Raw genomic sequence first — 23208 nt, 5'->3', positions numbered from 1 at the left:
CCTTATCGCGTGGCCGCAGCGGCCAGCTGGCGCTCACGCAGTACCGTCTGCATGCGCGCAATGTCCTTGCGGATCGCGCGCAGGCGCAGCGGATCCTCCAGCGGTTCAGTCGCCGCCCGGAACTCCAGGCGGAACTGCTCCTCCTGCATCTCGGCAATGCGGGCGCCGATATCCGCCACGCTCATCTCGCGAATCTCTTCAGCTCGCATCCGTGTGCGCCTCCTCGCGTACCACGAACTTCGTCTTCACGCCCAGCTTGGCCGCCGCCAGGGCCATCGCCTTCTGCGCGATATCCAGTGTCACGCCTTCCAGCTCGAACATCACGCGACCGGGCCGGACCACCGCGACCCACCCTTCCGGCGATCCCTTGCCCTTTCCCATGCGGGTCTCGGCAGGCTTCTTCGTAATCGGCTTGTCCGGGAAGATGCGGATCCAGACCTTGCCACCACGCTTGATGTGACGCGTCAGCGCCACGCGCGCGGCCTCGATCTGCCGGTTCGTGACCCACGCCGGCTCGAGCGCCTGCAACCCGTAGTGGCCGAACGACACCTCGGCCCCACGCGTCGCCAGGCCCTTCGTGCGGCCCTTGAACATCTTGCGGAATTTGACTCGCTTCGGACTTAGCATTGCCCTGTATCGTTATGCGCCGCGAGGACGCTGGCTCTCGTGCTGCCCGGGCCGCTCGTGCTGCCCGTGCTTCGCCTTTTAGTGGTGTTCCTTACGATCCCGTGGAGTAGGTCTTCCCCCGACGATCCTCAACGACCTCCCCGCGGAAGATCCACACCTTCACCCCGATCGTCCCGAACGTCGTCTTCGCCGTGGACGTCGCATAGTCGATGTCGGCGCGCAGCGTGTGCAGTGGCACCCGGCCCTCATGGTACCCCTCCACGCGCGCGATCTCGGCACCACCCAGACGGCCGCCCGCCTTCACCTTGATGCCGAGTGCCCCCATCCGCATCGCGCTCTGCACCGCCCGCTTCATCGCGCGACGGAACGAGATACGCTGCGACAGCTGGTTCGCGATGTTGTCGGCCACCAACTGGGAATCCAACTCCGGGCGCTTGATCTCCTCGACATTCACCCCCACTTCCTTGCCGGACAATCGCGCGATTTCCTCACGCAGCTTGTCGACCTCGGCACCCTTCTTCCCGATCACCACCCCGGGGCGACCGGTATGGATCGTCACGACGACCTTCCCCGGCTTCCGCTCGATGTGCACGTCGGAAATCGCCGCGTGGCCCAGGCGCGTCTTGATGTACTTCCGCAACATCGCATCCTCTTTCAGGAGCTGCGGAAAGTCGCGGTTCGCAAACCAGCGAGAGCGCCACTGCTTCGTGATTCCAAGGCGGAATCCGATCGGATTGGTCTTCTGTCCCATTAACGGCCTGCCTTCTCCGCCACTTCGATCTCGACGTGGCTGGTTCGCTTATGAATCGGCGTCGCCCGGCCCTGGGCTGCCGGCATCCACCGCTTGAGCTTCGGTCCTTCATTGATGATCGCCGTCTTCACGTACAACGCGTCGACGTCCACCGACTCGTTGTTCGCGCGGGCGGTCTGCTCCGCGTTCGCCACCGCCGACTCCAGCACCTTGGCGATCTCAACGGCCGCCTTCTTCTTCGAAAACTTCAGCAACGACAGCGCCTGATTGACGCTCACGCCGCGGATCTGGTCGGCGACCAGCCGCATCTTGTATGGCGACTGCCGCGTGGCGCGCTGCGTGGCCGACGCGGGCGCCGCCTTGCGCTCCGCCTCATAACGCGCCGTGCGCGCCCGGCTCTTGCGACTCATGGCTTACTTGCCTCCCTTCGGCGCCGAGGGCGTGGGCGCCTTCTTGTCGGTCGGACGGTTCCCCGAGTGGCCGCGGAACAGGCGCGTCGGCGAAAACTCCCCGAGCTTGTGTCCCACCATGTTCTCGGTCACGTACACCGGGATGAACTTGTTCCCGTTGTGCACCGCGAAGGTGTGACCCACGAAGTCGGGGAGCACCGTGCTCGCCCGCGACCACGTCTTCATCACCTTCTTCTCGTTCCTGGAGTTCATGAGGAGCACCTTCTTCATCAGCGCCTCCTGCACGAACGGTCCCTTCTTGACACTGCGAGCCATAGGATCTCAGTCGTTGATCGTTAGAACCCGGACTGCGTCGCCTTGCCGCGCTTGCGGCCGCGGACGATCAGCTTCGTCGACGGCTTCTTCATGTTGCGCGTCTTGACGCCTTCCTTCTTGCCCCACGGACTCACCACGTTCCGGCCACCGCGCGTGCGGCCACCGTGCGGATGGTCCACCGGGTTCATCACTTCACCGCGCACCTTCGGGCGACGCCCCATCCAGCGCGTCTTCCCCGCCTTGCCCCACGACAACAGCTCATGCTCGGCATTGCCGACCTCGCCGATCGTCGCCAGGCAGCGCATGTGCAGGCGCCGCATTTCCGTCGACCCCATCCGCAGCGTCACGTACTCACCTTCCTTCGCCACGACCTCGGCCGACATCCCCGCCGACCGGGCCACCTGGCCGCCCTTCCCGGGCACCAGCTCGATGTTGTGCACCGAGGTGCCGAGCGGTACCTCACCCAACGGAAGCGCGTTCCCCGTCCGGATGTCCGAGCCAGGCCCGGACACCACCGTGTCGCCCACCGACAACCCCTTCGGGTGGAGGATGTAGCGCTTCTCCCCGTCCGCGTACTCCACCAGCGCAATGCGCGCCGTGCGGTTCGGGTCATATTCGATCTCGCGCACCGTCGCCACGTCGCCAAACCGCTGGCGCTTGAAGTCGATGATGCGATACATGCGCTTGTGTCCACCGCCACGACGTCGCATGGCGATGTGACCGTGGTTGTCGCGACCGCCGCTCTTCTTGAGCGGCTCCAGCAGCGACTTCTCAGGGGTGCTTCGCGTGATCTCCGCGAAGTCAGGCACCGAACGGAACCGGGTGCCCTTCGTCACCGGCTTGAACTGACGGATTCCCATGATCGGCTCAGCCCTCGAAGATGTCGATCTTGTCGCCGGACTTCAGCGTCACGATCGCCTTTTTCCAGCTCGGCCGGAGCCCAGCGGCCTTCCCCATGTTCCGCCGCGGCTTCCCGCGCGTGTTCATGGTCCAGACCCCGGTCACCTTCACTCCAAACAGGCGTTCAATCGCCTGGCGGATCGCCGGCTTCGTTGCGTCGTTCGCCACCTGGAAGGTGTACTCCCCGCGCGCCTGATAGGCCGCGGACGTCTTCTCGGTGACCACCGGACGCACGATGGTACGATGTAGCGTTGCCATCGCTTAGTCCTCCTTCTTCTTGGCGGCCTTCTTCGCGGCCGGCTTCTTGTCACTGGCCGACGCCGCCTTCTTCGCGGCGGGCTTCTTGGTGGCGACCTTCGCCGCCGGCTTGGCCGCCGTCGGGGCCTTCGCCTTCTTCACCGCAGGCGCCGCGGCCTTCTCGGCCACCGGTGCCAACGTATGTCCAATGGCGCCCGCTTCGATCAGGACGACATCCGACCACAACACATGGTAGGTCGTCACGTCGGCGTACGCCATCACGTGCACCTTGGGCAGGTTGCGGCCACTCAGGTGGACATTCGGCTTGTTCCCGTCGGTCAGGACGAGCGCCTTCTGCCCCGACACACCCATCCGTTCCAGCAGGGCCAGAAGTGTCTTCGTGCTCGGCGTGGTGTATGTGAAGCTGTCGATGACATACACCGCGGCTTCTCTCGCACGTGCATTGAGTGCGCTGCGGCGGGCCAGCTGCTTGACCTTCTTCGGCAGCGACTGCTCGTAGTTGCGATCACCGTGCGGACCGAAGACGGTACCACCGCCTGGCCAGTGGGGAGCCCGCGTCGATCCCTGTCGTGCGCGGCCGGTCCCCTTCTGCTTCCAGGGCTTCGCGTTGCCACCGATGACCAGGCCGCGCGTCTTCGTGGACGCCGTTCCCTGTCGCTGGTTGGCGAGGTACGCCTTCACGGCCAGGTGCATGGCCGGCATGTTCACGGTGCCGTCGAACGTGGCCGCGGGCAGCGACACCCGTTCCCGGGCGGTGCCTAACGCGGTAAACACCGCGGCGTCGAAGTTGGTCGTATCAGACATCGGTTACCCCTGCTTCCGCACAAGCACGATGCCATTGGCCGCGCCGGCCACTGCACCACGGATGTACAGCAAGTGACGCTCGGCATCGACCTTCTCGACGCGGAGGTTGATGGTCGTGTGGCGATCCGAGCCGTAGTGCCCCGGCATGCGCTTTCCCTTGATGACCCGCGATGGATCCGTGCCGGCGCCAATGGATCCAGGCCGACGATGCTTGGTGTTGCCGTGCGTATTCGGACCGCCGCCGATGCCATAGCGCTTCACGACGCCCTGGAAGCCGCGACCCTTCGTCGTGCCCGTCACCTTCACCATCTCGCCGGCCTGGAAGATCGACGCGTCGATCACGTCGCCCGCCTTGTACTCCGGTGCACTCGCCATGTCATCCAAGCGGAAGACGCGCAGCACCCGCGGCGGCGCCTGCAAGCCGGCCTTTGACGCATGGCCCACGGCCGCCTTGGAGGCCCGGTGCCCCTTCGGGCTCTTGGCTTCACCCTTTCGCGGCGCACGCGCGGTGCGCGCGCTGCCATACCCGACCTGCACGGCCTTGTAGCCGGGCTTGTCCGCCTCGTTGGCCAGCACCTGCACGACGGGGTTCGGCTTGACCTCAACCACCGTGCAGGGGATCTGCTGCCCCTGTTCATTGAAGATCTGGGTCATCCCCAGCTTCTTCCCGATCATACCTAACATGATGTTGCCCCTATAAAGTCGAATAGTCACGGCACCGGCCGCCATCGCGCGCCGGACTCCTGCCGTTGGACTCAAGACACCGGGCGCCCGGCCGACCGTCGCTGCGGTCCGCCATCTGCCGCCTGCCGTCTCCCTACTGAACCTTGATCTCGACGTCCACTCCGGCCGGCAGGTCGAGCTTCGTCAGCGCGTCCACCGTCTGCGAGCGGGAATCCAGAATGTCGATCACGCGCTTGTGGGTCTTCAGCTCGAACTGCTCCCGCGACTTCTTGTCAACGTGCGGGGACCGCAGCACGGTCCAGCGGCGCGTCTTCGTCGGCAGCGGGATCGGACCGGAGACCTGCGCCCCCGTCTTCTCCGCCGTCCGGACGATGTCCGACGCCGCCTGGTCGATCACGGCGTGATCGAACGCCTTCAACCGAATTCGAATGCGACCTGCCATTGCTCTTCCCCGTTAAACGTGGAAAGCGGCGATCGCGTGATCAACGCGACCGCCGCCCCGAATTACGTCAGGATCTTCGTGACCACGCCAGAACCGACCGTCCGGCCACCCTCGCGGATCGCGAAACGCAGCTGCTCCTCGAGCGCCACGGGCGTGATCAGCTCAATGGTCATCTGCGTGTTGTCACCCGGCATCACCATCTCCGTGCCGGCCGGCAGCTCGATCGAGCCCGTCACGTCCGTCGTGCGGAGGTAGAACTGCGGGCGATAGCCCTTGAAGAACGGCGTGTGACGGCCCCCTTCTTCCTTCGTGAGGACGTACACCTCGGCCAGGAACTTCGTGTGCGGCGTGATGGAACCCGTCTTCGCCAGCACCATCCCGCGCTCGATTTCCTTCTTGTCGACGCCGCGGAGCAGCAAGCCGACGTTATCGCCCGCCTGGCCGTCGTCCAGCAGCTTGCGGAACATCTCAACGCCGGTGACGGTCGTCTTCTTGTCGGAGCCGAAGCCCACGAGCGAGAGTTCGTCGCCGACCTTCACCTTCCCCTTCTCGATGCGCCCCGTGGCCACCGTACCGCGACCCGTGATGGAGAACACGTCCTCGACCGGCATCTGGAACGGCTTGTCGATGTCGCGCGTCGGCTCGGCGATGAACGAGTCCAAGGCATCGTACAACTCCTGGATCTTCGCCACCCACGCCGGGTCGCCTTCGATCGCGCGGATCGCGGCGCCACGGATGACCGGGGCGTCGTCGCCCGGGTAGCCGTACTTGTTGAGCAGCTCGCGCACCTCGAGTTCCACGAGGTCGAGCAGCTCGGCGTCCTCGACGAGGTCGCACTTGTTCAGGAAGACCACGATGTTCGGCACGTTGACCTGACGGGCGAGCAGGATGTGCTCGCGCGTCTGCGGCATCGGGCCGTCGACCGCGGAGACCACCAGGATCGCGCCATCCATCTGCGCGGCGCCGGTGATCATGTTCTTCACATAGTCGGCGTGCCCCGGGCAGTCGACGTGCGCGTAGTGGCGCGCATCCGTCTCGTACTCCACATGGGACGTCGCGATGGTCAGGATCTTCGTCGGGTCACGACGGCCCTGCGACTCGGAGGCCTTGGCGACCTGGTCGTAGGCGACGTACTTCGTCCCGTAGCCCTTGTCCGACGAGATCTTCGTCAGGGCGGCGGTGAGCGTCGTCTTCCCGTGATCGACGTGGCCGATCGTTCCCACGTTTACGTGCGGCTTGTTCCGCTCGAATTTTGCCTTTGCCATTGCTGCGTTCCGGTGAAGTGGACTGGACTGCGGTTACTTGCTCTTCGAGACGATCTCTTCCGCCTTGCTCTTCGGCACTTCCTCGTAATGCGAAAACTCCATCGAGTACACCGCGCGCCCCTGCGTCATCGACCGGAGCTTCGTCGAGTACCCGAACATCTCGCCTAACGGGACCGTCGAGGCGATGACCTGGGCCTCGCCCCGCTGCATCATTCCACCAATCTTGCCCCGCCGCGACGACAGGTCACCGAGGACGTCGCCCATGTACTGCTCCGGCGACACCACCTCGACCTTCATCATGGGCTCGAGCAGGATGGGCTGGGCCTTGGCGGCCCCCTCCTTCACTGCCATCGAACCCGCAATCTTGAACGCCATTTCCGACGAGTCGACGTCGTGGTACGAGCCGTACACCAGCTCGACCTTCACGTCCACCATCGGATACCCGGCCAGGACGCCGTTCTCCAGCGCCTCCTTGATCCCCTGCTCCACCGGGCCGATGTATTCCCGCGGGATCGTGCCGCCGACGATCTTGTCTTCGAACACGAATCCGTGCCCCACTTCGCCCGGCATCACGTTGATGACCACGTGCCCGTATTGGCCCTTGCCGCCGGACTGCCGGATGAACTTCCCCTCGACCTTGTCGACGCGCTTCTTGATCGTCTCGCGATAGGCCACCTGCGGCCGGCCCACGTTCGCCTCGACCTTGAACTCGCGCATCATGCGGTCGACGATGATCTCGAGGTGCAACTCTCCCATCCCCGCGATGATCGTCTGCCCGGTTTCCGTGTCCGTGTGCACGCGGAACGTCGGATCTTCTTCGGACAGCTTGTTCAGGGCGATGCCCAGCTTGTCCTGGTCGGCCTTGGTCTTCGGCTCGATCGCAACTTCGATAACCGGCATCGGGAACTTCATCGCTTCGAGGATGATCGGATGATCATCATCACACAGCGTGTCACCCGTTCGGGTATCGCGGAGCCCGATCGCCGCAGCAATATCGCCGGCGCGCACCTCCGGAATCTCCTCGCGCTTGTTCGCATGCATCTGCAGCAGGCGCCCGATGCGCTCGCGCTTGTCCTTCGTCGAGTTGTACACGTGGCTGCCCGAGACCAGCATGCCGGAGTACACGCGGAAGAAGGTCAGCTTTCCGACGAACGGATCCGTCGCAATCTTGAATGCCAACGCGGCGAACGGCGCCTCGTCGCTGACCGCGCGGGTATCAAACGTCTCGTCGTGGTGCGGGAGGTGACCCTGGATCGCCTCGACATCAACCGGTGCCGGCAGGTAGTCGATCACGGCATCCAGCAGCGCCTGCACACCCTTGTTCTTGAATGACGCGCCACACAGAATCGGCGTGAACTTCATCGAGCACGTCGCCCGACGGATCAACAACCGGATCTCGTCCACCGACAGCTCCTCGCCGGCCAGGTACTTCTCCATCAACGCCTCATCGTGCTCGACCACGGCCTCGATGAGATCATGGCGCGCCTGCTCCACTGCTGCCTTGAACTCGTCGGAGACGTCCACCACGTCGAACGTCTTGCCCAGCGTCTCGTTGTGGAAGATGTACTCCTTCCGCTCCACGATATCGATGTGCCCGGTGAACAACTCACCAGAGCCCACCGGCAGCTGGATCGGGCACGCGGCCTTCGTCAGGCGGTCGCGGATCATCTCCACGCACCGCTCAAAGTTCGCCCCCACGCGATCCATCTTGTTGGCAAAGATCATCCGCGGAACGCGGTAGCGGTCGGCCTGACGCCACACCGTCTCCGTCTGGGGCTCGACACCAGCCACCGAATCCAGCAGGGCCACCGCACCGTCCAGCACGCGCAGCGATCGCTCGACTTCTACCGTGAAGTCCACGTGCCCGGGCGTATCAATGATGTTGATGCGATACTCCGGCCCTTCACCCTTGTCCTGGCTCGATCCATGCCGCTTCCAGAAACAGGTCGTGGCTGCCGACGTAATCGTGATCCCACGCTCCTGCTCCTGCTCCATCCAGTCCATGGTCGCCGCACCATCATGGACCTCGCCGATCTTGTGGCTCTTCCCCGTGTAATAGAGGACGCGCTCGGTCGTGGTCGTTTTCCCGGCATCAATGTGGGCCATGATGCCGATGTTGCGGTAATGCTCGAGCGGAGTCGTACGTGGCATTGTCGGTCGTTTATCTCGTCAAGGCGCGGCCTCGGCCACACCAGAAAACGTCACCAGCAAAAACGCGGGTGGACCTGACGCCCCTCGTCCCAGAGGCCGGTATCCATCCGCCGTCGCCGGGTGCGCACGCCGCTGCCGCACGTGTGGGGACCCATGGCGCGCCGAGCCATCCTGCGCTCGACGTTGAATTGTCCTGCGTCGCTTTTCGGGAATCGGTTTCTCCACAGAGGACCGATCGGACGCTGCAGCTCCCCCGCCCAGTGCGGGCCCATCAGGCGCCGACGCGCAGTACGTCGGCCAAACACCCCGTGACAACGATCTGCCGCGAGAGCCGACAAATGTCACCCGCCCCGCCACCGAAGTCAATGCCAGAGCAGAACTTTCGCGCTCCGTCGCACCGAAACGTCTCAGGTAGGGGAACTACCCCGCAAAGCACCCAGATAGCGCCGCCAATCCCGGGCATGTGACCACTGGGATCGCACCCGGTTGAGCACCCCCATCTCGCCGGTATACACCGCGGGTAGACGGGACGGCTCCGAGTCCCACGGCCGAGCTGATGACGTCGCGGTACGGGCTGGGGACAAGGCCAGGCTCCACATCAGTCGACGCAACTTCTCACTGGGGCACGGGGTGATGCGCGATACCACGTGCATGGCGAGGTGGCGTTCCAACATGGCCAGCAGCCACTCTGACCGCCGAGGCGCCAAAGACCCCAACACGCCGGCAGGTGCCACGTCGACCCCACTCAGTGCGGAACACAGGCGCAGGCTCCAATACAACGCGGGCTCCGCTCGGTACTGCCGCGCGATCTCCCCGGCACGGCCCCAGTCCAGGCCCGATCGCGCCAGCGCATCGAGGTCACGGGCCAGGCGCCAGATCCCGAAGGACGCCAAATGCGCCCACGCAAAGTGCACCGCGATGTGAATCAGCGTGTGCTCCGCATCCAGGGTCCGTGTCCGACCGTCGTCCCACCCCGGAATCGCCTTCGAGGCAGCCTGCGCTTCCTCAAACGACATCGCGAACGGGTGGCTGTTCAGGCTCAACGCCGTGTGCAGCTCGAGTCGCGCCCCCGTTCGCGCCCCATCGAACAGCGGCGGCAGATGGTGATGCGCCTGATAGTGCCCCTCCGGATACGTGTAGTCGTCCCACACCCACCCCTGTGCCAGTGCCAGGTCCCAGGCGCGCCGCGCGTGGTGTGGGGAGACCAATAAGTCGATGTCTCCCATTGGGCGCTGCGTAAACGAGGGGTAAACCGTCAGAGCGAGCCCGGCGCCCTTCAGGAGGATGGCAGGAATCCCGGCCTCCTGCAGCCCCGCCAAGGTCCGCCGCAGCCGGTCCTCGAGGGCCAGCGCCCGGAACTCAGTCACCCGACTGAGCCGCTCGAGGGCCGCCCCCCCAGGCGACGTCGCACTCGCCCCAAGCTGCTTGAGCCGCCACCAGGCCACGGGGACGGCACGCTCCCACTCCAGCCCAACAAGCAATTCCCCCCAATCCAGGTCAGCGGCGAGGAGCTGACGCAGCGCCTCGTCGTTTCCGCTTCCCCCCGCGGTCAAGAGGAGCACCTGCACCTCGCGAGGGAGGAGCCGGCCCAGCTCAGGCTTCAGCGGCACGGGACCACACAGTGTGGCACATCGGCGAAGTCATGGGATCAGAAGTGGCTGAGGGAGCCACGGCGGCGGGCGTACTGCAGGGAGAGGATCAACGCCCCATAGCCTATCGCCGTGAACGCAACGGCGAAAGCCAACAGGACCGCCACGTCGCTCCAGACTGCCGCAAGGTCCGCACCACCAAAGAGGACTTGCCGGAACGCCCGAAGCCCATACTGGAGTGGCACGACGACGGACAGGCGCTGGATCCACGACGGGATCACCTGCGTGGGATAGTACGCGCCACCCAAGAGGGTGGATGCGACGACCACCGCGGTCGTGAGCGGCCCGGCGGTGCGCCAGGCGACAATCATCGCGGCCGCCACCAACCCGATCGCCCAATGAACCACCACGACCAGAACCGCGATGGCGCCAGCCAGCGGAATGCCCCCGAGGTGCCAACGCGCGCCTAACGCGACTCCCGCGGCCAGCATCAGCACCGCCCGGAGCACCCCCCACAGGATCGGGTACGCCCCCAGCCCAACCACGAGTGCCGACCGCGGGGCACGTGTCGCCAGTAGGGACTCCAAGAAGCCACTGCCTATCCCGGACTGCACCGCCGACGGCACCGCCGTGACGCACACACTGACCAGAGAGATGGCGATCACCCCGGTCAACATGAACGGGAAGTAGGACCGCCCTTCGTCCTGAATCGCCGCCGCCATCGTGGGCTGCAGCGCCGTCGCCAGGAAGTACACCGGCACGACGGTCACCCACAGCGTCAGCACCGTCATCACCGTCTGCAGGCGATAACTCGTGGCGGTCAGCCACGCGGCGCGCACCAGGGCCCACACCGTTCGACTCACCTCGGCTCCCCCCCGGCCTTCGCCACGACCGCCTGGATCAGGTCGGCCAGCGACGTCCCCTCCGGGGCACAGCTCGCCACTGCATGGCCAGCGCCTACAAGGGCGCTCACCAGTTCTGCCCCCGCGGCGGCCACGTCGTCCCCGGCCACTGACACCACCACGCGGGTCCATCCCTCAAAGGGAGCCGCGGTGGCCTCCCCAGGTGCCACGCTGAGCACCAAACCACGGCCAGCCAGCGCTCGAAGGAAACCCTCACCCGCCGCGGTGGTGTCCACCGCAAAGCGGCGCCCGTGGATGGCGGCCGCCAGGTCGTGCGCCCGGCCCGTGGCCAGCACCCGACCCCGCTCCAGCACCGCGACGCGGTCGCAGAGGTCAAACGCTTCATCCGCATTGTGCGTGGCAAGCAGCACCGCACATCCGCGACTCGTCAGCTCACGCCGCAGGAACGCACGAAAGTCGCGCGCCGTGATCGGGTCGAGGCTTCGCGTCGGCTCATCCAGCAACAAGACCCTGGGACGGGCGAGCAGGGCCCGCGCGATGAGCAGGCGCTGGATCATCCCGCTCGAGAACTCACTAACCATCCGCAGTCCGGTGTCAGCCAGGCCGACCGCCCCAAGGGCCTCCTCGATTCGCGTCGCGACCTCGCCCTCGGCCACACCAGAGAGCACCGCAAACACCCGAAGATTTTCCCGCGCATCCAGGCGCCAGTACAATCCCCGCTCGCTCGCCAGGGATAGTGCCACCGCGCCGCGCACCGCGACCGGATCAACCACGGCGTCCGCACCATCAACCGCAACGCGTCCGGCATCCGGCAACATGAGGGTCGCAATCACCTTCATCAGCGTCGTCTTGCCCGCGCCGTTGGCCCCAAGCAGCCCGAAGAACTCGCCCTCGCGTACGGTCATCGACACGTCACGCAGGGCGGCCACACGTTCCGAGTGAAAGGGGCGACGCACCAGCTCCGACCACCTCCGCCGCTTGACGAATGCCTTCGAGACACCTTGCACGACGAGCAAGTCACGCATGCGGAGCGCGGTGCCAGTCCATCATGGTGGACGCGACCTCGTCGAGGCGCGAGAGGTCGCGGACGACTCTCAAGGCATACACCGGGACGCGCTGCGCGACGGACATCGCCATCCCGAAAAACGCAGGTCCTTCCCGCCCTCCGAGCAAAGCCCCCACCTTCGCCTGCTCCACCAGCGTCATCGCCCCCTCGATCTCGCCCAGTTGGATGCGCTCGACCGGCCGGGCCCCAAGCTCCGATGCCGCTGGCTGGAGGACATATGCGGCGTCGAACGCAACCGCGTCCCTAACGATCTCGTGCTCCTTGAACTCGGTGACCACGACTTTGCGGCCCTCAGCCGCTGGCGGTGCAAGACCAACGCGCACGGCGCTGTCGCCCCACAATCGGACCTGGTGAATCCCCGGGGAAAGACGTGCCCCTCCTGCTACGGGGGTGCGAACGGGTGCGGCGTCATCGGAGAGCAAACGGGCCCCGGCCCGGAGGAGCGCTGCCGCAAGCGTCGATTTGCCGAACCCCTTGGGAGCCAACAAGGCGACTCCCGTCCCCGGCCTGGGCGCGACTGCGCTCGCATGAAGGGTAAAGACTCCCTGCAGGTGCATCGCGACGGCCAACACGCGACCAATCACGTCGGCGCGGGCGGCCTCCTCCGGTCGCGATCCTTCCGGCGGATACCAGGTGATCGACCGGCCATCACCGGATACGTCGAACGTTCCGGTATCGTCGTATGCCAGCCGGATTCCGTCTGCACAGGTCAGCGTGCGAACCCTGACCGCTCCATAGACGGCATCCTCTCCGAGCCGCTCCCCGGGCGGACCGGGAGGCGGTGACGCGCTGATCCGCAGGGACCAGTCGGACTCCCCATCAGGGGGTGCGGGGGGCAACTCGTCGAAGCTGAGTTCTGACGAGAGGAGGCCCCCGAAGGCGTGATAGTTCGGCAAATCAGCGAAAGCCGCTCAATGTGGTGATGCCCGCTCGCAACGCTCTGTTGAGGCCGGAGTGGACAATGTGACCTTGCTCACAGTCGGTTGGTAGGCTCGGTCGCACGGCTGTAAGGCGCAATGTCCGCTCCGCTGCAAAGTCCAATTCGGTGGACTACCAAACTCCACTTGTGTAACACTCTGGACGGCCAGGAGAAGCCCTCTAAAAGCAGAAGGGCCCACCGTTGGGTGGACCCCTCAACTACTTGCGGTTCTTGCACTTACGAACGAATGCAAGCCTTCGGGTCGCCCGGCGGTGCGTTCGCATCGCAATCCAAGCCGATGCCCGGAATCAGGTCGTCTCCGATCACGCGCTTGGTGCTGCGCTGGAGCGTCAGCTCCCGGAAGCTCCCGAACCGCTCCAACGTTGGTGCCTGGTACATGTCACTCCTCCCTATGTTCGGATACGCAGAGTTACAATGCAACTTCCTTGCCAAGTTTACAAGAGCGGGGCCTGCAATGTAAGTCGTTGCCTGACACCACTTCGGCTGCCCAGCCAGGCAAGAATTCATTTCCGAACTGAGCAAGATTTCTCGATGGACCGCAGCCAGAGTTCGGCCTGAAGCGTCAGGAACAGCTGGACTCTTGTGATGTGGTCGGGGACTCTTGCAACCTGGTCCACCGCCGCTTCCAGTTTGCCTTGATCTATGAGCCCCATGTGCACCAGCCTCGAAGGCGAGGAGAACGTCTGGCGGAACATCGGGAGGAACGACCTGTCCATTTGCCGCGCGAGGTACCCTCGCGGAATGCCCGTCTTGAACGGCCGCGGAGCCAACACGGAAGCGGGAGCGAGCCCCTGCACGGCCGCCTTGAGCAGCAACTTGGAGTCGGACGCAGAGACCCGCTCTGACAGGGGCCTGCTCGCAGCGAAATCGAGGACCCTCCGGTCGAGGAGAGGAGATCGTACCACCACTCCCGCCTGGAGCGCGAGGCCGGCCGCCCACGCGGCCGCCCTGGGGAAGTAGGGCGTCTCGACATACCAGCGGGACTCAAACCCGGACGGACTCTCCAACAGGCGTCGGGACGGCTCCAGGGCCGCGCGGCGCAGGAGCTGCTCGTCTCGCCGCCAGGGTTCGGAGATCCACGAGGGCAGAGACTGACGGATCATGGTGCCCCGATTCGCGTCGCGGCCGCGCAGCGCATCCAGCCATTCGCGAATGCGGTCCGGAAACAGCGGGAGGACCGCCGCGGAGACGAACGACCGCACTCCGTTCACCTCCATTTCCCGCATCGCATCGCGAAGTGCCCGCCACTTCAGTCGCGCCAGGTAGTCTGCGAGAAAGACACCGGAGACGTGAAACAGCTGGTCTCCCCCGTACCCGTCAAACGCGACGCGAGCCCCAATGGATGCGCTGGTGGACGCCAACCTGAGGTTCATGGCCTCGAAGGTGTGAGCGTATGGGTCATCCCGGACCGCCACCCTGGTGGACAGGTGCTCGAACAGCTCGACTCCCTCCGAGTCGATCCAGGTGACGCGGGCATTCCAGTGCGAGGTGGTCGCGCGAATGTGATCGTCCTCTCGGGCCGGATCGCCTTCCGGATAGGTGATGCTTACGGGCGCGAGCAGCGACCCGACCTGGGCCGATGCGTTGCCGGCGGCAAAAACCGCGGTGGAGTCCGCGCCTCCGCTCAGCCACACGGCTGTCCTGGGGGCGACTACCCGTTCACGTACGGCCGCCCCGAGCAGCCCCCGGAGTGCCTCTCCCGACTCCGCCAGCCTTGGGCGGCCACCGACCTTGAACCTCGGGGCCACCCATGGCCGCACCGAGACAACGCCGCCGCGAGCGACGATCGCGCCGCCGGCCGGAACGGGCAGCACCCCGGCGAAGCCCGTCTCCATGCTACCGCCCAGCAGACCGCCCACCGCGGCGGCCACCGAGAGCGCGTTGAGCTCTTTCGCCGTCACGAGCGCGACGGCACGCGCAAGGGAGCCGACCACCAACTGGTCGTGGTCCACCGTGTAGTGCAACGGTCGCCGCCCGACATGATCTCGCGCGGCGATGACCAGCCCCGAGCGGGCATCCGCTACCACGCAGGAGAAATCACCTTCGATCCTCTCCCAGAACCACTCCCCCCACTGACGGTACGCCGCGAGGATCAACGCCGCCGGATTTCTCTCTTGCGTGCCCTGGCCAAGCCTCCGGCGCAGGTCTTCCACATAGTAGAGGCTGGCGTCAGCCACGACTGCAACGTCGTGGTCCGTCGCCACCGCTGTAGCGCCCGCGACGCCGGCCTCGGCCTCCCACCCGTATGCGGTGGCGGCCAAGGCACCGAGCGGGTGCCGCGCAGCCCCGGCGGGTTGGTCGCCGCGATGTCCCATCAGTCGGAGCAGTTCCGTGACGACCTCGCGTTCGTTGCCCACTCTCCCGAACGCCGCGCCGATCGCCGTCACGAACCGGCCGGGCGGACGTGGAGGTCATCGAACGGCTCGTACCGCTCAACGGACGCGCGATCGTCTCCGATGACTTCGCCGGCGAACTCCACCCAGGCGTGGGCGACGAACTTGCCACGACGGCGCGCGACGCCAACCCGGATGCGGCCGCCGGTGATACCGACATCGGCGAGGCACCGCTGGATGGCCAGCGACTGGGCGAGGCAAGTTGGATTGAGAAAGCCGTAAGCAGCGGCCCGGCTCACCCCGAGGGCGATGGCCCGCGCTTCGGGAAGCCTCGCGACGTCGGGCTGAAGGGCGGCCGTGCTGGTGGAGACGAACTCGCCCTGCGGCCGGTCTCTCACGTCGCGGATAGCGCGTCGCAGCGCGCGAAAGCCGCTCGCGACGCGCTTCCAGTCGCCCAACGAGAGTCGATGCGCTTTACGGAGCGCCTGTCGCAGCGGCGTGGTCACGGCCCGTCTCCGCACCATCGACGACCAGTCCGTTCGCTCGCAGGTCCGAGATGAACGAGAGGACATCGTGCCGGATGCGCTCCGGCCCGACGTCGTGGAACCGTTCGGTCAGGGTAGCGCACAGTTGCTCCACCGTCGTCGCCTTCGGGAGGAGCTCCCAGATGATGGCTCCGACAGTGTTCACCCCGAAGTACACCTCGGTTTCGCTTGAGAACAGCACACCACCTTCCGCCATCGTGCGAAAGATGGCGCTCGGGGAGGGACGCGGCGTTGGTGTGCCAGCGGAGGTCACAGGAGGAGAGCCTGTCGGAGTGGTTGCACTAACGGTGCGATGGATAGCCATTGGGAGACGAGCCCCCGGGGAAAAAGAAACCCACGGTGGCCTGTGCGCTAGGGTGCGGCGTGGCTTTCCCAAGTAAAGAAAATGGGCGCCCGGAATCCCGAGCGCCCATCCCCTCTTGCCTTGGTGTCCGGCCGACTACCACCGATAGTGAGCGAAGGCCTTGTTCGCCTCGGCCATGCGGTGGGTGTCCTCCTTCTTCTTGATGGCGTTTCCTTCGCCCTTGGAGGCCGCAACGACCTCGGCCGCCAGCTTTTCGGCCATGGACTTCTCGTTACGGTCGCGGGAATAGGAGAGCAGCCAGCGCATTGCCAGCGCGGTGCGGCGCTCGGGCCGGACCTCGACGGGCACCTGATACGTCGCACCACCGACGCGGCGAGACTTGACCTCGATCACCGGCTTGAGGTTCGCCAGCGCCTGCTTGAAGACGTTGACCCCAGGTTGGGCGGTGCGGGATTCAACCAGATCCATGGCGCCGTAGAAAATACGCTCGGCCGTGGACTTCTTCCCCTGAAACATCAAGGAGTTGATGAACTTCGAGACCGTTTGGCTGTCGTAGCGTGCATCAGGCAGGACAGGTCGCTTTACGGACTTCTTGCGTCGGCTCACTTCTTACCTCCTGCGGCGCCAGCCTTTGGCTTCTTGGTCCCGTACTTGGAGCGGCTGCGGTTGCGACCGTTGACACCGGCAGCGTCGAGCGTTCCGCGTACGATGTGGTAACGCACTCCCGGAAGATCCTTCACACGCCCACCCCGTACGAGCACAATCGAGTGCTCCTGCAGGTTGTGTCCCTCGCCGGGGATGTAAGCGATAACCTCGATCCCGTTGGTGAGCCGCACCTTGGCGACCTTTCGGAGCGCCGAGTTGGGCTTTTTGGGCGTGGTTGTATAGACACGCGTGCAGACGCCACGACGGAAGGGATTCGCCTTAAGTGCAGGCGACTTCTCCTTCTTCAGGACGTCCTTGCGAGCTCGGCGAACGAGCTGGTTGATCGTCGGCATACCTGGGGAGTACGAAAAAACGCGCCCCCACGCTGGGGGCGGAGAGTCTGGGAAGATACCGGCACCCTCCCGGGTATTCAAGGCTTCGCGGCCCCCAGTTCTGCCGAAGTGTCCTGCGACGGCAGGGCGTCCCGGGATCGGATTCCGGCGGCATACTCCCCCAGGAGGTGCGCCACGGCATTGGCGTAGTAGGAGATCAACGGACGCCCCCGGGCGAGAATCAGGTACCCCTCCCCTACCCGAGCAACGACCCTCCGGAGCCGGAGCATACGGTAGGCCCTGTCGAGGACCTCGTCTGTGGACCGCTCGACCTGCAGCACGCGCGTGTTCAATTCCGGAAGGACGGCCCGCAGGTCGTCCATCCGGGCGACCAGATCCGCCCGCCGCACGAACTCGCTGTCGAAAGTCTGGAGCGCGGCGCAGGCGAGACAGACGGGGGTGACGGGAATGAGCGCACCCACCCGTTCCATGACCCGGTCGCAGAACTGCTGGACTTCGCCAAGCCGCGCGGTTCGCTCCAGCGAGAACAGGTCGGTGCCCCGTCCTGCCAGGTCGTTGATCCACGCAGTGACGGGGACCGGGGTACCGATCGTGACGGCTGCGCGACCATATCGCTGCCATCGCCGGGTGAGCAGCCGCCCCAGGTTGAACACGAGGTACCGGGCGACGTCGAGCATCTGGGCCAGACGCGGCGGCCGCTTCCCCGTCTCCCGGGCGCCGAGTTCAGCCAGCAGGGACCGATCCTCCAGCACCCGGTCGTAGTTGATCCCGACCGGGATCACGTACATCCGTGCCGCCAGGGCGGGGTCCACGGCGACCGAGAACGCATAGTCGAGCAACCCCACCTTCGCCGGACGCAACGTCCCATCCCGGGTCAGGCCACCTTCAGGGAATATCCCCTGCGTGACCCCATTCCGGGTGATCAGCTGGACGTATCGCGCGAGGACCGTGTGGTAGAGCACCTCCCGGTACCGTCGCCGGATGAAGTACGACCCAAACGACTTGAAGATGTACTCCAGCGGAAACGCACGCGCCCACTCGCCCACGGCATACGACAACGACACGTCGCCAGCCAACGCGTAGGCCACAACGACATAGTCGGCGTTGGACCGGTGGTTCATCAGGTAAATGACGACGGCATCGCGCGGCAGGCCGCGGAACGGGTCGGGTCGCTCGTACTCGACACTTACCTTGTAGAACACATTGAGCAGCACCCGACTGACGGCGTAGCCCACCTTGTAGTACGCCAGGATGCTGAAGAACGGGACGATCTCATCGAGGTAGCGATCCACCCGGGCCCAGGTCGTGGTGACCGCCTCGCCGTGGTCGGCGGCGTGACGCTCCACGGCGGCGGCGATCTCCGGGTCGGCGCGCAGTGTCGCGACGATCAGTCGCTTGTTCGTGAGCTTGTAGCGGTCCACCCGTGGGTGAAAGCGGATCAACGCACGCCGTGTCGTCCGGCGGACGAAGGTGCGGGCGAGCCGCCACGCCAGACCCGCCGCGAGCAGCGCGAGAGCGAGGTGCCACCATCGGGGGTTCACCACGGCAACTTCCGGGGAGCATGGCAAGGCGTCAAGCGCCAGAACGTGACGAGGGGCCCGGTTACCCGGGCCCCTCGTCACTGCCGATGCACGTCCCCTACTCGTCGTCGTTGCCGCCGAACGAGAAGGTGCTCCCCTCGGCGAAGGTCGCCGCGAAGACGCTGGGTAACGGTGCCTCCGTGCCTGGCAACTCCGCCGTCGGCATCTCCGTCCCCTCGATCTCGACATTGCTGTACCGGAACTGCCCGGTGCCTGCCGGAATGAGGTGGCCGATGATGATGTTCTCCTTGAGCCCCATCAAGTCGTCTCGCGCACCGCGAATCGCGGCGTCGGTCAGCACCCGGGTGGTCTCCTGGAAGGAGGCCGCAGAGATGAAGGACTGCGTGGTCAACGACGCCTTGGTGATCCCGAGCAGGAGCGGCTCGGCCGTGGCAGCCTTGATCTTCTTCTTCTTGGCCTTGTCGTTCACCTCGCGGAATTCCTGCTTGTCCACGTGCTCGCCCTCGAGGTGCTCGGTTTCGCCTGGATCGACGATGCGCACCTTCTGCAGCATCTGCTTCACGATGACGCCAATGTGCTTGTCGTTGATCTTCACGCCCTGCAGGCGATAGACCTCCTGCACTTCATTAAGCAGGTACTCCTGCACGGCCCGCGGGCCCTTGATCCGCAAGATGTCGTGCGGGTTCACCGGGCCCTCCGTGAGGCGGTCGCCCGCCCGGACCCGATCGCCCTCGTGCACGCGCAAGTGCTTGCCCGCCGGGACCTCGTACAACTGGGCTTCCGCGGCTTCGTCCATGACCCACTGCCCGCCGTCCACACGGGCCGGCGTCACGTACACTTCGCGCTTGCCGCGCTTGATGTCGCCGAACTTCACGATGCCGTCGATCTCCGAGATGGTCGCCGGGTCCTTCGGCTTTCGCGCCTCGAACAACTCCGCCACGCGCGGCAAGCCGCCCGTGATGTCCCGCGTCTTGTACGCCTCACGTGAGATCTTCGCGATCGTGACGCCGGCGTGAATCTGGTGGCCGTCCTCCGCCAGCAGCACAGCGCCGATCGGCATGACGAAGTCGCGGACCTTCTTCTCCTTTCCGCCCTTGGTCTGCCAGATCTCGATGTGGGGGTGCAGCTTCTTCTCGCGATCCTCGATGATCACGCGCTGGCGCAAGCCGGTGAGCTCATCGAGTTCCTCGGACACCGAGTCCCCTTCGACGATCTCGACGAACCGCAGCTCGCCGTCAATGTCGGCAATGATGGGGTTGGTGTACGGATCCCACGTGAAGATGACCTGGTCCTTCTTGACCTCTTCGCCGTCCTTCACGAACAGGGTCGCGCCGAGTGGCACGGCCAACCGGGCGCCAATGGCGGCATTGGCGTCCTTCGAGGTGCGGATCATGATCTCGCCCTCGTAGGAGGTGACGATGCGCTGTCCCTCCGGATTGGTGACCTCCACCAGGCGATCTCCAAACGAGATGGTGCCTGCGACCTTCGACTTGCGCGCCGTCTGCTCAGCAATACGAGCTGCGGTCCCACCGATGTGGAACGTACGCAGCGTGAGCTGCGTGCCCGGCTCGCCGATCGACTGTGCCGCGATGATGCCCACGGCCTCGCCCAAGTCCACCATACCCATCGTGGCCAGGTTGCGGCCATAACACATGCGGCACAGCCCGCGCTTGGCTTCGCAGGTCAGGACCGTGCGAATACGCACGGTCTCGATCCCCGACTCCTCGATGACGTGTGCCGTCTCCTCATCAATCATTTGGCCGGCCTCGACCAGGAGGAGCGGGCGCCCCGCCTCATCACGCGCGTGCGGGTCCATCACGTCCTCCGCCGCCACGTTTCCGACGATACGCTCGGAGAGCGCCTCGATCACGTCTTCGCCTTCCTTCAGCGCCGCGATGTCGAGCCCGAGGATCGTACCGCAATCCTCCTCAGCGATCGTAACATCCTGCGCCACGTCGACGAGCCGGCGCGTGAGATATCCGGCGTCCGCCGTCTTGAGCGCGGTGTCGGCCAGTCCTTTCCGTGCACCGTGCGTCGAGATGAAGTACTCGAGCACCGACAGCCCTTCACGGAAATTGGACTTGATCGGGCTTTCGATGATTTCGCCGATGCCACCGGTGAGCTTCTTCTGCGGCTTGGCCATCAGCCCGCGCATCCCCGCCAGCTGGCGGATCTGGTCGCGGCTACCGCGCGAGCCGGAGTCGAACATCATGAACACCGGGTTGAACCCGCCCAGGGACTCACGCATGGCCTTCACCATGGCATCCGCCACGTCGGAGTTCGCGTGCGTCCAGGTGTCGATCACCTTGTTGTAGCGCTCACCGTTCGTGATGTTGCCGGTCGCGTACGCCTTCTGGAAGCGCTCGACGCGCTCCTCCGCCTCCTCCAGCAACGACTCCTTCTCCCCGGGGATGTGCAGGTCTTCGATCCCGATGGAGACGCCACCGCGCGTCGCATTGGCGAAGCCGAAGTCCTTGAGCCGGTCGAGGAACTCCACCGTGCGGGACAACCCGCACGCACGGAACGTCTCGAAGGCCAGCTCCCCGAGCGCCTTCTTCTTCATCTCGCGATTCTGGAAACCCACTTCCGGCGGCACGATCGCGTTGAACAACACGCGTCCAGGTGTCGTGATGATCCACGACGACTCGCCCTTGGACAGGGCGAAGTAGCGAATCGCCGTGTGGTACCCGACGCGGTAATTGGCGAGCGCCATCTCTACCTGGCCCGCCGTGCCGAAGGACTTGAGGCCCACCTGCGCCTTGGGGTCCTTCTGGATCTTCTCCAGTTCCTGGGAGGCCTTGGTCGCGACGTAGCATCCCAGCACGATGTCCTGGGACGGCTCGGCGATCGGGCGCCCGTCGGACGGCTTGAGGATGTTGTTCGAGGAGATCATGAGGAGGCGTGCCTCCAGCTGGGCCTCGAACGACAACGGCACGTGCACGGCCATCTGGTCACCGTCGAAGTCGGCGTTGAACGCCGCGCAGACGAGCGGGTGGATACGGATGGCTTTGCCCTCCACGAGCACCGGCTCGAACGCCTGGATGCCGAGGCGGTGCAACGTGGGCGCGCGGTTCAGCAGCACCGGATGGTCCTTGATGATCTCTTCCAGGATCTCGTAGACCTCGGGGCTCTCGCGCTCCACGATCTTCTTGGCGCGCTTCACCGTCTCCGCGATGCCCTTCTCCACGAGCTTGTGGATGATGAACGGCTTGAAGAGTTCGAGCGCCATCGCCTTGGGCAAACCGCACTGGTGCAGCTTGAGCTCCGGGCCAACGACGATGACCGATCGACCCGAGTAGTCCACGCGCTTGCCGAGCAGGTTCTGGCGGAAGCGGCCCTGCTTACCCTTGAGCATGTCGCTCAGGGACTTGAGGGGGCGCTTGCCGCGGCCGCGAATCGCCTTGGAGCGGCGGCCGTTGTCGAACAAGGCGTCGACCGCCTCCTGCAGCATGCGCTTCTCGTTCCGGAGGATGACCTCCGGGGCGCGATGCGTAATGAGCTTCTGCAGGCGGTTGTTGCGGTTGATGACGCGGCGGTACAGGTCGTTCAGGTCGGATGTCGCGAAGCGACCGCCGTCCAGCGGGACCAGCGGGCGGAGATCCGGGGGAATGACCGGCACGACGTCCAGGATCATCCACTCCGGCTTGTTCCGAATACCGCCCTGATCACCCGACGTCCGGAAGGCGTCGACGATCTTGAGGCGCTTGAGCTGCTGCTTCTTGCGATGCTGCGAGGTCTCGACCGCCACCGCCTTGCGGAGCTGGTCGGCGACCTTGTCGACGTCGATGCGCTTGAGCAACTCGCGCACGGCGGGGGCGCCAATGTCGGCATGGTACAGCGTGTCGCCCTCGGCCTTCGCCTTCATCTTGAGCTCGAGGTAGCGATCCTCGTCCAGGAGCTCGTTCGTGCGCACCTCCTGGTTGCCTGGCTCGACGACGACGTAGTTCGAGTAATAGATCACCTTCTCGAGGTCACGGAGCGTGAGGTCGAGCAGGTTGCCCATCGGGGACGGCAGGGTCTTGAAGAACCAGATGTGCGCGACCGGCACGGACAGCTCAATGTGTCCCATGCGCTCGCGACGCACCTTGGAGAGCGTCACTTCCACGCCGCAGCGATCGCAGATGACCCCGCGATAGCGAATGCGCTTGTACTTGCCGCAGTGGCACTCCCAGTCCTTCACCGGACCAAAGATGCGCTCGCAGAACAGGCCGTCCTTTTCCGGCTTGAACGAGCGGTAGTTGATGGTTTCGGGCTTGGTGACCTCGCCCCAGGACCACCAGGTGCGCTGGCCCTGCATCTCCTGCCGCTCGCGCTCCTTGGGGTCCTTGGGTCCCCGGATTTCCTCGGGTGACGCAATGCGGACCTGGATGAAGTCGAACGCTGAGGCGCGCGTTTCGCGCGCGCTACGAAAGTCGATCATGG

At 65.3% G+C, this 23208-nt stretch carries 24 protein-coding genes; all 24 read right to left on the bottom strand.

Going from position 1 to position 23208, the window contains the following annotated elements:
* Window positions 1-2 precede the first annotated feature (2 nt).
* The 24 genes from rpmC to rpoC all read right to left on the bottom strand — a co-directional run bounded on the left by rpmC (window position 3) and on the right by rpoC (window position 23206).
* Window positions 3-209, bottom strand: coding sequence for a 50S ribosomal protein L29 (gene rpmC / locus IPK85_26590; protein ID MBK8250933.1), 207 nt, complete (start codon window positions 207-209; stop codon window positions 3-5).
* The gene (rplP, locus tag IPK85_26585; protein ID MBK8250932.1) at window positions 199-627 is read right to left on the bottom strand and encodes a 50S ribosomal protein L16; all 429 of its coding nucleotides are present in this window, start codon (window positions 625-627) and stop codon (window positions 199-201) included. Before rplP ends, rpmC begins: the two co-directional genes overlap by 11 nt.
* A 91-nt stretch (window positions 628-718) precedes the next feature.
* Window positions 719-1378, bottom strand: coding sequence for a 30S ribosomal protein S3 (gene rpsC, locus IPK85_26580; GenBank protein MBK8250931.1), 660 nt, complete (start codon window positions 1376-1378; stop codon window positions 719-721).
* Window positions 1378-1788 carry a 50S ribosomal protein L22 gene (rplV, locus tag IPK85_26575; GenBank protein ID MBK8250930.1) on the bottom strand — a complete coding sequence of 137 codons (411 nt, stop codon included), beginning with the start codon at window positions 1786-1788 and terminating at the stop codon, window positions 1378-1380. The genes rpsC and rplV overlap by 1 nt, the downstream gene beginning before the upstream one ends.
* Before the next feature lie 3 nt (window positions 1789-1791).
* A complete protein-coding gene (gene rpsS / locus IPK85_26570) occupies window positions 1792-2103 on the bottom strand; it encodes a 30S ribosomal protein S19 (protein ID MBK8250929.1) in 312 nt (103 codons plus the stop codon).
* Between the two features lie 20 nt (window positions 2104-2123).
* Window positions 2124-2963 (bottom strand): 50S ribosomal protein L2, encoded by an 840-nt coding sequence (gene rplB / locus IPK85_26565; GenBank protein MBK8250928.1) that lies wholly within the window; start codon window positions 2961-2963, stop codon window positions 2124-2126.
* Between the two features lie 7 nt (window positions 2964-2970).
* Window positions 2971-3261 (bottom strand): 50S ribosomal protein L23, encoded by a 291-nt coding sequence (gene rplW, locus IPK85_26560; protein MBK8250927.1) that lies wholly within the window; start codon window positions 3259-3261, stop codon window positions 2971-2973.
* A gap of 3 nt (window positions 3262-3264) precedes the next feature.
* A complete protein-coding gene (gene rplD / locus IPK85_26555; protein MBK8250926.1) occupies window positions 3265-4065 on the bottom strand; it encodes a 50S ribosomal protein L4 in 801 nt (266 codons plus the stop codon).
* A 3-nt stretch (window positions 4066-4068) separates the two neighbouring features.
* Window positions 4069-4752, bottom strand: a complete 684-nt coding sequence (gene rplC / locus IPK85_26550; protein MBK8250925.1) for a 50S ribosomal protein L3 — start codon at window positions 4750-4752, stop codon at window positions 4069-4071.
* A gap of 130 nt (window positions 4753-4882) precedes the next feature.
* Window positions 4883-5191 (bottom strand): 30S ribosomal protein S10, encoded by a 309-nt coding sequence (gene rpsJ, locus IPK85_26545; GenBank protein MBK8250924.1) that lies wholly within the window; start codon window positions 5189-5191, stop codon window positions 4883-4885.
* A gap of 62 nt (window positions 5192-5253) precedes the next feature.
* Entirely contained in the window at window positions 5254-6456 is a 1203-nt protein-coding gene (tuf, locus tag IPK85_26540) for an elongation factor Tu (GenBank protein ID MBK8250923.1), read from the bottom strand.
* 33 nt (window positions 6457-6489) lie between these two features.
* Window positions 6490-8607, bottom strand: coding sequence for an elongation factor G (fusA, locus tag IPK85_26535; GenBank protein MBK8250922.1), 2118 nt, complete (start codon window positions 8605-8607; stop codon window positions 6490-6492).
* Between the two features lie 407 nt (window positions 8608-9014).
* A complete protein-coding gene (locus IPK85_26530; GenBank protein ID MBK8250921.1) occupies window positions 9015-10217 on the bottom strand; it encodes a nucleotidyltransferase family protein in 1203 nt (400 codons plus the stop codon).
* A 38-nt stretch (window positions 10218-10255) separates the two neighbouring features.
* Window positions 10256-11059 carry an ABC transporter permease gene (locus IPK85_26525; GenBank protein MBK8250920.1) on the bottom strand — a complete coding sequence of 268 codons (804 nt, stop codon included), beginning with the start codon at window positions 11057-11059 and terminating at the stop codon, window positions 10256-10258.
* A complete protein-coding gene (locus IPK85_26520) occupies window positions 11056-12084 on the bottom strand; it encodes an ABC transporter ATP-binding protein (protein MBK8250919.1) in 1029 nt (342 codons plus the stop codon). The genes IPK85_26525 and IPK85_26520 overlap by 4 nt, the downstream gene beginning before the upstream one ends.
* Window positions 12077-12964, bottom strand: a complete 888-nt coding sequence (locus IPK85_26515) for a hypothetical protein (protein MBK8250918.1) — start codon at window positions 12962-12964, stop codon at window positions 12077-12079. The genes IPK85_26520 and IPK85_26515 overlap by 8 nt, the downstream gene beginning before the upstream one ends.
* A 317-nt stretch (window positions 12965-13281) precedes the next feature.
* Entirely contained in the window at window positions 13282-13443 is a 162-nt protein-coding gene (locus tag IPK85_26510; protein ID MBK8250917.1) for a lasso RiPP family leader peptide-containing protein, read from the bottom strand.
* Between the two features lie 125 nt (window positions 13444-13568).
* Window positions 13569-15452, bottom strand: a complete 1884-nt coding sequence (locus tag IPK85_26505; protein ID MBK8250916.1) for a hypothetical protein — start codon at window positions 15450-15452, stop codon at window positions 13569-13571.
* Window positions 15449-15904: a lasso peptide biosynthesis B2 protein gene (locus IPK85_26500; GenBank protein ID MBK8250915.1), complete on the bottom strand. Its 456-nt coding sequence runs from the start codon at window positions 15902-15904 to the stop codon at window positions 15449-15451. Before IPK85_26500 ends, IPK85_26505 begins: the two co-directional genes overlap by 4 nt.
* Window positions 15873-16196 carry a PqqD family protein gene (locus tag IPK85_26495; GenBank protein ID MBK8250914.1) on the bottom strand — a complete coding sequence of 108 codons (324 nt, stop codon included), beginning with the start codon at window positions 16194-16196 and terminating at the stop codon, window positions 15873-15875. Before IPK85_26495 ends, IPK85_26500 begins: the two co-directional genes overlap by 32 nt.
* Before the next feature lie 186 nt (window positions 16197-16382).
* Window positions 16383-16853: a 30S ribosomal protein S7 gene (rpsG, locus tag IPK85_26490; GenBank protein MBK8250913.1), complete on the bottom strand. Its 471-nt coding sequence runs from the start codon at window positions 16851-16853 to the stop codon at window positions 16383-16385.
* On the bottom strand, window positions 16850-17245 hold the full coding sequence (locus IPK85_26485) for a 30S ribosomal protein S12 (protein MBK8250912.1): 396 nt from the start codon (window positions 17243-17245) through the stop codon (window positions 16850-16852). Before IPK85_26485 ends, rpsG begins: the two co-directional genes overlap by 4 nt.
* Window positions 17246-17322: 77 nt before the next feature.
* Window positions 17323-18786, bottom strand: a complete 1464-nt coding sequence (locus tag IPK85_26480) for a 1-acyl-sn-glycerol-3-phosphate acyltransferase (GenBank protein MBK8250911.1) — start codon at window positions 18784-18786, stop codon at window positions 17323-17325.
* A gap of 97 nt (window positions 18787-18883) precedes the next feature.
* The gene (gene rpoC / locus IPK85_26475) at window positions 18884-23206 is read right to left on the bottom strand and encodes a DNA-directed RNA polymerase subunit beta' (protein MBK8250910.1); all 4323 of its coding nucleotides are present in this window, start codon (window positions 23204-23206) and stop codon (window positions 18884-18886) included.
* Window positions 23207-23208 lie beyond the last annotated feature (2 nt).

This window comes from Gemmatimonadota bacterium (genome assembly GCA_016712265.1).
Classification (GTDB): domain Bacteria; phylum Gemmatimonadota; class Gemmatimonadetes; order Gemmatimonadales; family Gemmatimonadaceae; genus RBC101.
The sequence above is the reverse complement of the archived record's forward strand: the minus strand, read 5'-3'. Positions and strand labels throughout refer to the sequence as shown.